The organism is Streptomyces sp. CO7 (assembly GCF_053474865.1).
On the sequence record NZ_JBRIOU010000002.1, the window covers coordinates 1,622,444 to 1,630,923 of the forward strand.

Genomic DNA, 8,480 nt, shown 5'->3' on the forward strand with positions numbered 1-8,480 from the left:
CCCTCGGCCAGCGCGCGCAGCGCCTGCTCGCGCGCGACACCCCGGCTGCGGCGGCCACCGCTCCAGCACCCGCCGACGTGCACGTAGACGGGGGAGCGCCCGCCGAGCCCGTGCTCGACCAGCCACTCGGCCTCCGGCGGCCCGTCGTGGTCCGCGCGCCGCCGGGCCGCGGCGGCGCGCTGCTCCTCCTGCGCGATCCACCTCCGGGTGCGCTCGAGGTCGCGCAGCTGCACCCTCTCCAGGAAGCGCAGGAGGGCGAGCCGTGAGGGCTCGGCATCGGACTCGGTCACATATTCGAGTATACGTTCGAAATGCGGGGGCGCTTTCCGGCGACCCGACGAAACCGCAGGCAGCCTCCTCCTAGACTGGCCGGATGCCAGGCAGCAGGCCCGCACCCCCGGGCGGAACCCGGACCCTCGCCGACACCTACCGCCGCTTCGGCGAGTCCGAGGTGGCCAAGGCCTCACCGCTGTCCGCGCGCGTCGCCCTGGCCCTGAGCGCCTCCCCCCAGGCCCTGCGCGTCGTCGAAGCGGCCCCCGCGCGCCGCCGGAACCCCCGGCTGATCCTCGCCGCCCTGCACGATCTCGCCCTCGCCGGCCGGGCCCCCGCGCTGGCGGCCGCCTACCGCGCCGGGGACGCCGAGGCCGCCGTCGCGGCAGCGGTCGACACCCTCCTGCGCCGGGCCGACGCCGTCGTGGCCACCGCGGCGCGACGCCGGACACCGGCCGACGTGACCGGGCGCCACACCGTCCTGCGCCCGCTCGTCGCCGAGGCCGCGCACCGCCTCGACGCCCACGCGATCGCACTGATCGACCTCGACTGCGCCGCGGGCTTCAACCTCGACGTCCACCGCGCGGCCGTCGCCTACGACAACGGGCAGACTCTGGGCGACCCCTCGTCGCCCGTGCGCCGGACGGCCTCGGTCGTGGGGGACCGGCCCCTGCCGGAGCGAGCCCTGCCCGAGGTCGTCGCCCGCCTCGGCCTCGACGCGCACCCCGTCGACGTCACCGACGCCACCGAGGCCCGCTGGCTGCGCGCCGGCCGGTGGCCGGACCGGCCGGAGCAGATCGCCGCACTCGAGGCGGAGATCGCCCTGGCGGCCGCCGGCCCTCCGCTGCTCCTGGCCGGCGACGTGCTCGACACGCTGCCCGAGGCGTTCACCCGGGTCCCCGCCGACGCCCTCCCCGTCGTGACCACCACCTGGGCGCTCTCCCGCCTGCGCCCCCAGGACCGCCGGCGCTTCCTGGACCTCCTGCGGGACGCCGCGCACGCCCGGCCGGTGGCCTGGGTGTCCGCGGAAGGGGTCGGGGTCGCCCCCGCGATCCCCACCCTGGGCGACCGGCCCGCCTCCGGCCACAGCATCCTCGGCCTCGCACTGTTCGACGGACCGGAGCTCCGGACCACGGCGGTCGGCCGGTGCTGGTCCCAGGGCCGCATCCTGAGCTGGCCGGCCGGCGACGCCGGCTGACGCTCCTCGCCCCGGCCCGGGCTCCCTACCGGTTCCGCCCCTCGGGCAGACGGCCGAGCTCCGGAGCGGACAGGTGCAGCACCTTGTAGCGTTCCGTCGCCTCCTCGTCGGCCTCGGACGTCCCCGCCCACAGGACGAACCGCAGCAGCCGCCAGTGGTACGGGTCGACGGCCAGCGCGGCGGTGTGCACACCGTCGAGACGGGCCAGACGGCGCAGCTCCTCGCTCTCCCGCTCGACCAGCGCGGACAGGCCCAGCCCCGTACCGTCCGGATCGGCGTCCGCGGCCACCGCGGTCAGCCGCCGCGACGCCGCCCGGACCGGAGCGGTGCGCGCCGGACCGGCGTGGCAGCCGATGCCCGTCCAGTGCATGACCCGGGGCCGGCCGAAGTCGCGCACGATGTTCTGGAAGCCGCCACCTGCGACCAGGAACCGGGCCATCGCCCCCGGCTCGTTCCACAGGTAGAACGGTGCGTACTGGTTGACCGGGGAGCCGTCGACGCCGCGTTCGCGGATCGCGTAGGCCTTCAGGCCCAGCCCGGCACGGTCGTCCAGGACATGACCGCCCCTGGCCACGCGGTCGCGAATGATCCGCATGTCGTGGTCGGCGGGCAAGGTGATCTCGTACTGCATGGCGTACACGGCGGTGACCTTCCGAAGGAACGGGCGGAGGGACGGGGAACGGCGGAGCCGGTCAGGGACGGACGTACGCGGCGAGCAGTCCGAGCACACCGTCGACGGCCAGGTCGAACGGCTCGACCGAGGCGGCGGCCCGCGCCAGCACGTACCCGCCCTGCAGCACCGCCACCGTCGTCGCGGCAACGGCCCGCGGGTCCAGCCCCGCGTCCAGCTCGCCCCGCTCACGCCCCTCGGCCAGCACCTGCGCGAGCCGTTCCCGCAGCCGGGCCAGCGTCCGGTCGACCGGCTCCCGCAGCACGGGATCCGCCATCACGTCCGGATCCTGGGTGAGGCGTCCGATCGGGCACCCCTTCAGCACATCCCGTTCCCGGCGCAGATAGGCGGTCACCCGCTCCACAGCGCTCCCGCTCCCGGACAACTGCTCCTCGGCCCTGGCGCACATCTCCTCGGCCGTCCGGTCGACGGCGGCCAGCGCCAACTCCCGCTTGCCGGCGAAGTGGTGGTACATGCTGCCCTGGCCGACGCCGGCCCGCTGCTGGATGCCCTTCGGGCTGGTGCCGGTGTACCCACGCTCCCACAACAGTTCGCGGGTGCTTTCGACGAGACGTTCCGCTGCGTCCACGCGAGGAGTGTACATACCAGTAGGTACAGAACTCCGCGCGGATCATGCGGAGTTCGGCCCGCGGTACGTCGCAGGGCACGGGCACCGTCCGGCCGTGTCGGACCCCACTCCTACGATCATCCGCATGCCTGATGCCTTTACCGTGCTGTGGACCCACGAACGATGCCGAGCCCTGCGCAAGGCCGGCAAGGTGGGGGAGCGGCCGCCGGTCGCCTTCAGCGGAGCCCACACCTCCCTGCCCACCTGGTCACGCGCCCGTGCGGGCGACGAGGTCCATGCCCTCCACGTCGACCGGTGCGTCGTCCACGTCGTCACACGCATGCGGGTGACGGACCGTGAGCGCGGCGCCTGCTGCGGCACCCCGCCCACCACCTGGCAGGACCAGGCCCACCCCGGTCACGACGACTGGTGGATGCTCGGCGCGGACGGCTGCGGCGCCGAACCCGTTCATGTCGACGCCACACCGATCCGCTTCGACATGCCCCTCCCCGGCGACCTCCTGTCGACCCTCACCTGGCGCAACCTCAAGGGCCGAACCCGTCGGCTCAAGCACGTCGTCGACGGCCGCCTGGAGAACTCGATCGGCATCCAGGGCTTCTACCGGCTCACCCCCGAATCGGCCGCCGACCTGGCCGAGTTCGTCCGCACCGCCACCTGAGGCGGTCACGCCGGTCGCTGTCGGTCCCCGCCGGTAGCGTGCGTCCATGCCCCTCGACCGCGATCTGGCCGCCCGTATGGCGCAGCCGGACTTCTGGCCCCTGTACTCCTTCGACGCCACGGCGGTCCGCGCCTACGACGATGCGCGGGAGGAGGCGGGAGAGGAGGGCGAGGAGGAGTTCCGCACGCGCTTCCTATCGGCCCAGGATCTGGGCCTCGAGCTCACGTTCGAGCCCGGCCTCTCGTACGTCGACCTGGCCGTGGTGTCCCCCGAAGCGGCGCAGCCCGAGACCCTGGGCTGGGACGACACCGCCCACTTCCACCCGCACGTCATGTCCTGGTCGGAACTCGACCTGCTCTGCAGGGCGACCGCCCTCCACGACCCGACGCTGCGTCACCCGGGCCCGATGGCCGCCCTGCTGCTCCGCTTCGCCTTCCTCACCGAGCAGGACGACCTCGACGCGATCGCCCCGTTCACCGACGCGGCCTTCGCCGGGACGTGCCCCAGCGGGACTTCCTCCGCCGGGGTCCTCCCCGACGCACCCGCCGGCACCGGCATCGCACCCGCCGGCACCGCGCACGGTGCCGTCCGCGTGAGCGTCCGCGAGGAGACGCGTGCCTGGTTCGACCAGCGGGACCTGCGCGGCACCGGCGTCACCTGGTCCACCCGCACCGACGGCCACCGCGCCGTGCACCAGGAGGACGAGTCCGGCGCCCACCTGTACTCCTCGCGCGCACCCGACGCCACCGAGGAGGAGTTCCCCTTCACCGCCTGGTCCCGGCTCCTGCGGTGTGCGACGCGGACCCTGGAGGCCGCCGGAGCCTGTCCGGCCCTCCGCCGCCCCGAGACGCGCAGGGCCCTCGACCGCTGCGCCGAGCCGGACGGACACACCCAGATGGGCTCCCTCACCACCACGTTGCGCGCGGCGGGTCTGGGGGAGGGGCCACTGCTGCGCGCCCTCACCCGGCCTTCGTCACGGGCGGAGGCCGCCTGGGCGGTGGAGACCCTGGCAGGCCTCCCACAGGGCCGGGTGACGGCCGCCTGGTTCGGCCGGAGCCCCCTCGCGGACGCCCGCACCTGGTACCTCGACCTCACCCTGGCCGCCGCCGGACACGGAAGCCGCTTCGGCATGAGGTTCGCCGTGGAACTCTCCGCGGCGCTGGGGGACGCCGGTCTGGGTTGGGCGGAGACCACCGGCAGCACCTCCGTGCGGGACGCGAAGGGCGGCCACGTCCACGCGTCGGACCTGCTGACCGTCCTCGTCAGGGACGACCTGCCGACGGCCGTCCGCGTCATCGCACGCCGGCTCCAGGAGCACGGAGCCCTCCGGACGGCCGACCTCCGACACTCCGGCGCGCCTCGCGAGCGCATACCGCTCCCCGAACCGTCGTAGGGCGCCGACGCGGACAGGGTCTCAGGAGGAGAACCGGACCCGCACGAGGTCGCGAGGCCCCCGCCCTACCGCCGCCCGGCACCGAGCACATGGCTGATCGCGGCGACGACGTCCGGAGCCACATGGGCCGGTCGGCAGAATTCCCCGTCCCACGTCCGGCCGTTCGACACCCACACGCTCGACAGCCCGAGCGCGGCGGCCCCCGCGATGTCGGCACGGGCCGAGTCGCCGATCACCCACGCGCCCGGCAAGGGCGCGCCGACCGCCTCCGCGGCCGCCCGGAAGATCGCCGGGTCGGGCTTCGCGCAGCCCACCGCCTCGGATACCACCCACCCCTGCACCAGCCGGTCGAGACCGGTACGGCGCATCTTGGCCTCCTGCTGAGCCGTGCGCCCGTTCGTCACGACCACACAGGTCCGGCCCTCGGCCACGGCCCGCGCCAGAGCCTCCCGGGCACCAGGCATCAGGACCACCCGATCGGCCGCACCCCGGTCCACCAGGGCGCGCACCGCAGCGGAGGGCACCCGCCCCCGGTAGCGGTCGAGAAGGGCCGCCGCCACGTCCTCGCGCGTGGCGTAGCCGCCAGCGTCGAGTGCCATCACCCATGCCAGATCGTCCGAGGGCAGACACTGTTCCGCGAGGAACGCCGCGACGGCCGCGCGGAAGGCGGCGTCACGGTCGATCAAGGTGTTGTCCAGATCGATCATCAGCAGGCCTGTCCCGGCTCCCACACGCCGCGTCATCGGCCAGTGCCCTCCCTCGTCCCCGTGCCACCGGCGCCGCACCGCTCGATCACGGCAACCACGTACGCCACCCACTCGGGGACCCGCGCGAGGAGTTCCCCGTCCCAGGTCTCCTCGTGGTAGCCGCAGTGGAGGTAGAGATGCCTGGCATGCCGCAGGACGGGCCGGAGCCCGGTCGGCAGACGGTCCAGCACCCAGTCCGCCGCGGTGTCCTTGCGGCCGATCCGGCCGGTCCCGAGCGTGTACCAGACACGGGCCAGGGTCAGCAGGACGTTGCGGGTGTCCTCCTCGACGCTGTCCAGCAGTCCGGGCACCCCCTCCATACAGGCCCGGACGATGTCCGAGTGCGGGACCTCGTCGAGCAGCTGGGCCGGTTCGGGCCCGGCGAGCGCCTCGTCACCGGCCAACGCCGTCGCGACCGTCAGCGCCAGGTCGGGCATGGGCCGCGGCAGCGGCACCAGTCCGGCCTCGTACGAGTCCCGAAGCCACTCGCCGTAGAGGAAGTCGCCCTCCGGCGGGTACCGCCACGGCCGCACCTGCGACTGGACGACCACGGTGACCTCGAGCGGACGCCGCCCGTTGCGGGAACCCGAGACCGGCAGCAGTCCGGCGAGCAGGGCCCGCCGTCGCCGCTCGTCCATCCCCGTGCGGGTGACGAGCAGCACGTCGACGTCGCTGGCCGGCCTCCACCCCCCGAGCACGGCGGACCCGTGCAGGTAGGCGCCGACCAGGCTGCTCCCCAGCACCGTGTCGGCCAGGCGCACGACTTCCCGTGTCTGGTCCACCCGACGAGCATCGCCGGTGCCGCCCTCCGGCGCACAGCTTTTTTCCGGCCCGACCCGTCGACCCGACCCGTCGACCCGCCCCGTCGGCCCCGGAGTGTCCGGCGACCGTCAGCCGGAGAACTCCACCGTCAGGTGCTCCGACAGCGCGCCCAGGAAGTCCGCCGCGTCGAAGATCTCGCCCGCCGAGGCCACCCCCTTGGTACGGATACGGCCCGAGAGGATGCGCTCCACCGCCTCGACGGCCAGTGGGGCCGTCACGGCGTAGATGTCCCGGCCCCGCGCCACCGCGCGGCGTTCGACCCCGTCCTTGCGCACGACCACGTCGACGAGGAACGTCTGCGCCGAGCGGCCCCGCGCGTCGGACGCGACGGGGGAGGGGGTGTCGGGGGAGGCGATGTCCTGGGCCGCCTCGACGGTCATGTACGTGCGGACCTCGGGCACCCGCAGATGGCTCGGCACTGTGACGATGTCGGCCATGGAGAACTCGCCGATGACGGCACGCCGCCCCATCGGCTCCGGGAAGCTCCAGGTCGTCGTGGGCGCCGCGTCGTCCCGGTACTCCAGGCGGCCTCCGGCGTAGCGGACCCGGCGGCCGTCACGACGCCGGCGGGACACGGCGCCCGCGGCACGGGTGCCGGCCGTCGGGTGCCAGTGGTCCAGCCCGTACGCGATCTCCACCTCGTCGGCGGACGTCCAGTCCCCGAGCGCCGCGGTGACCAGCAGGTCGCCGAGCCCGCCGTAGAAGGCCATCGCCGGAACGACCACCGCACCCGCCGCACGGGCACGGTCCGCGAAGTCCTCGAACGTGTCGGCGTTGGCCTCGATCTCGGCCGCCACGTCCACGTACGGGATGCCCGCCCGCAGCGCCGCCTCGATGACGGGGGCCGCGGTGTCGGCGAACGGTCCCGCGCAGTTCACGACGGCCGCCGTGCCGGCCAGCGCGCGGTCCAGGGAGGCGGCGTCGCCGGCGTCCGCCGGACGGGTCTCGGGACCACCCACCGAGGCGGCGAACTCCTCGAGGCTCGCGGCGTTCCGCCCGCTGAGCACGGGGACGAAGCCACGGGCCGCCAACTCGGCCACGACGAAACGGCCGGTGTGTCCGTACGCCCCGAACACCGCTACCTGACGCATGACTTCTCCTTCGTCACCGGGCGGAGAGCCGAAGTCCCTCCGTCTGACCCGTCGTGACCATCCTGGCGGGTGAATTCACGCGATCGTGAGTGTCCGGAACGACATGGCGCATACACTTCCGGACATGGACCACACCGTGGCGGTGGCCGTCACCGACGGCATGCTGAACTTCGAACTCGCCCTGGCTCTCGAGGTGTTCGGCAGTCCACCCGACGCCGTGAAGGGCCCCTGGTACGAACTGGTCGTCTGCGCGCCCCGGCCCGTGGGGAGCGGCAGGTTCCTCCTGGAACCCGACCACGGCCTCGAGAGGCTGCCGGACGCCGACACCGTGATCGTGCCGGGCTGGGCCGACATCGACCAGCCGCCGCCCCCCGAACTGCTGACCGCGGTGCGCGCCTCCCACGAGGCGGGCGCCCGCCTCGTGTCCCTGTGCACCGGAGCGTTCGTGCTGGCGGCCGCCGGCCTCCTGGACGGCCGCCGCGCCACCACGCACTGGGCGCACACCGCCGACCTCAAGACCCGCCACCCCGGCGTGGACGTCGACCCCGACGTCCTGTACGTGGACGACGGCCGCGTGCTGACCTCCGCGGGCAAGGCCGCCGCGATGGACCTGTGCCTGCACCTGGTCCGCCAGGACCGCGGCTCCGCCGTCGCCAACGCGGTCGCCCGCCGGCTGGTCGTCCCGCCCCACCGGGACGGCGGCCAGGCCCAGTTCGTCACCACGCCGGTGCCGGCCCCGGCCCAGCACCCGCTGGCCGACCTGCTGCCCTGGGCCATGCAGCGGCTCGACCAGCCGATCACCGTGGAGGACCTCGCACGCCGGGCCGGCATGAGCTCCCGCCACCTCACCCGCCACTTCCACTCGGTCAGCGGCACCACCCCACTGCGGTGGCTGCTCACCCAGCGCATCCGCCGCGCCCAGGAGCTCCTGGAGACCACCGACGACGGCGTCGACACCATCGCCACCGCCACCGGCATGGGCACCGCCACCACCCTGCGCCGGCACTTCCACCGCACGGTCGGTGTGCTGTCTCTTATACACA

Annotated in this window: 10 protein-coding genes; 4 read left to right on the forward strand and 6 right to left on the reverse strand. The window is 74.2% G+C overall.

The window, feature by feature from the left end; all coding sequences use genetic code 11:
- A partial coding sequence (locus ACOV8S_RS09505) for a DUF6233 domain-containing protein (protein WP_448317267.1) occupies positions 1-290 on the reverse strand: 290 nt, incomplete at its 3' end.
- Between the two features lie 83 nt (positions 291-373).
- Between ACOV8S_RS09505 and ACOV8S_RS09510 the strand changes: the two genes are divergently transcribed.
- Positions 374-1,468 carry a DUF2332 domain-containing protein gene (locus tag ACOV8S_RS09510; RefSeq protein WP_448317268.1) on the forward strand — a complete coding sequence of 365 codons (1,095 nt, stop codon included), beginning with the start codon at positions 374-376 and terminating at the stop codon, positions 1,466-1,468.
- 25 nt (positions 1,469-1,493) lie between these two features.
- Here the strand turns inward: ACOV8S_RS09510 and ACOV8S_RS09515 are convergent, their stop codons facing one another.
- Both ACOV8S_RS09515 and ACOV8S_RS09520 read right to left on the reverse strand, forming a co-directional pair.
- Positions 1,494-2,108, reverse strand: coding sequence for a DUF4865 family protein (locus tag ACOV8S_RS09515; protein WP_448317269.1), 615 nt, complete (start codon positions 2,106-2,108; stop codon positions 1,494-1,496).
- A gap of 52 nt (positions 2,109-2,160) precedes the next feature.
- Positions 2,161-2,727 (reverse strand): TetR/AcrR family transcriptional regulator, encoded by a 567-nt coding sequence (locus ACOV8S_RS09520; RefSeq protein WP_448317270.1) that lies wholly within the window; start codon positions 2,725-2,727, stop codon positions 2,161-2,163.
- 124 nt (positions 2,728-2,851) lie between these two features.
- On the opposite strand from ACOV8S_RS09520, the gene ACOV8S_RS09525 reads away from it, so the two are divergent.
- On the forward strand, positions 2,852-3,385 hold the full coding sequence (locus tag ACOV8S_RS09525; protein WP_448317271.1) for a hypothetical protein: 534 nt from the start codon (positions 2,852-2,854) through the stop codon (positions 3,383-3,385).
- 46 nt (positions 3,386-3,431) lie between these two features.
- On the forward strand, positions 3,432-4,778 hold the full coding sequence (locus ACOV8S_RS09530; RefSeq protein ID WP_448317272.1) for a hypothetical protein: 1,347 nt from the start codon (positions 3,432-3,434) through the stop codon (positions 4,776-4,778).
- A gap of 65 nt (positions 4,779-4,843) precedes the next feature.
- Here ACOV8S_RS09530 and ACOV8S_RS09535 read toward each other — a convergent pair whose 3' ends face one another.
- The 3 genes from ACOV8S_RS09535 to ACOV8S_RS09545 all read right to left on the reverse strand — a co-directional run bounded on the left by ACOV8S_RS09535 (position 4,844) and on the right by ACOV8S_RS09545 (position 7,437).
- On the reverse strand, positions 4,844-5,485 hold the full coding sequence (locus ACOV8S_RS09535) for an HAD family hydrolase (protein ID WP_448317273.1): 642 nt from the start codon (positions 5,483-5,485) through the stop codon (positions 4,844-4,846).
- 32 nt (positions 5,486-5,517) lie between these two features.
- Positions 5,518-6,306 (reverse strand): aminoglycoside adenylyltransferase family protein, encoded by a 789-nt coding sequence (locus ACOV8S_RS09540; RefSeq protein ID WP_448317274.1) that lies wholly within the window; start codon positions 6,304-6,306, stop codon positions 5,518-5,520.
- A gap of 108 nt (positions 6,307-6,414) precedes the next feature.
- The gene (locus ACOV8S_RS09545; RefSeq protein WP_448317275.1) at positions 6,415-7,437 is read right to left on the reverse strand and encodes a saccharopine dehydrogenase family protein; all 1,023 of its coding nucleotides are present in this window, start codon (positions 7,435-7,437) and stop codon (positions 6,415-6,417) included.
- A 124-nt stretch (positions 7,438-7,561) separates the two neighbouring features.
- On the opposite strand from ACOV8S_RS09545, the gene ACOV8S_RS09550 reads away from it, so the two are divergent.
- Positions 7,562-8,480 (forward strand): helix-turn-helix domain-containing protein (locus tag ACOV8S_RS09550; protein ID WP_448317276.1); only part of this gene is annotated, 919 nt, incomplete at its 3' end.

Coding starts and splice junctions, on each gene's coding strand:
- ACOV8S_RS09510 (WP_448317268.1), top strand. CDS start 374: ATGCCAGGCAGCAGGCCCGCACCCCCGGGCGGAACCCGGACCCTCGCC.
- ACOV8S_RS09525 (WP_448317271.1), top strand. CDS start 2,852: ATGCCTGATGCCTTTACCGTGCTGTGGACCCACGAACGATGCCGAGCC.
- ACOV8S_RS09530 (WP_448317272.1), top strand. CDS start 3,432: ATGCCCCTCGACCGCGATCTGGCCGCCCGTATGGCGCAGCCGGACTTC.
- ACOV8S_RS09535 (WP_448317273.1), bottom strand. CDS start 5,485: ATGATCGATCTGGACAACACCTTGATCGACCGTGACGCCGCCTTCCGC.
- ACOV8S_RS09545 (WP_448317275.1), bottom strand. CDS start 7,437: ATGCGTCAGGTAGCGGTGTTCGGGGCGTACGGACACACCGGCCGTTTC.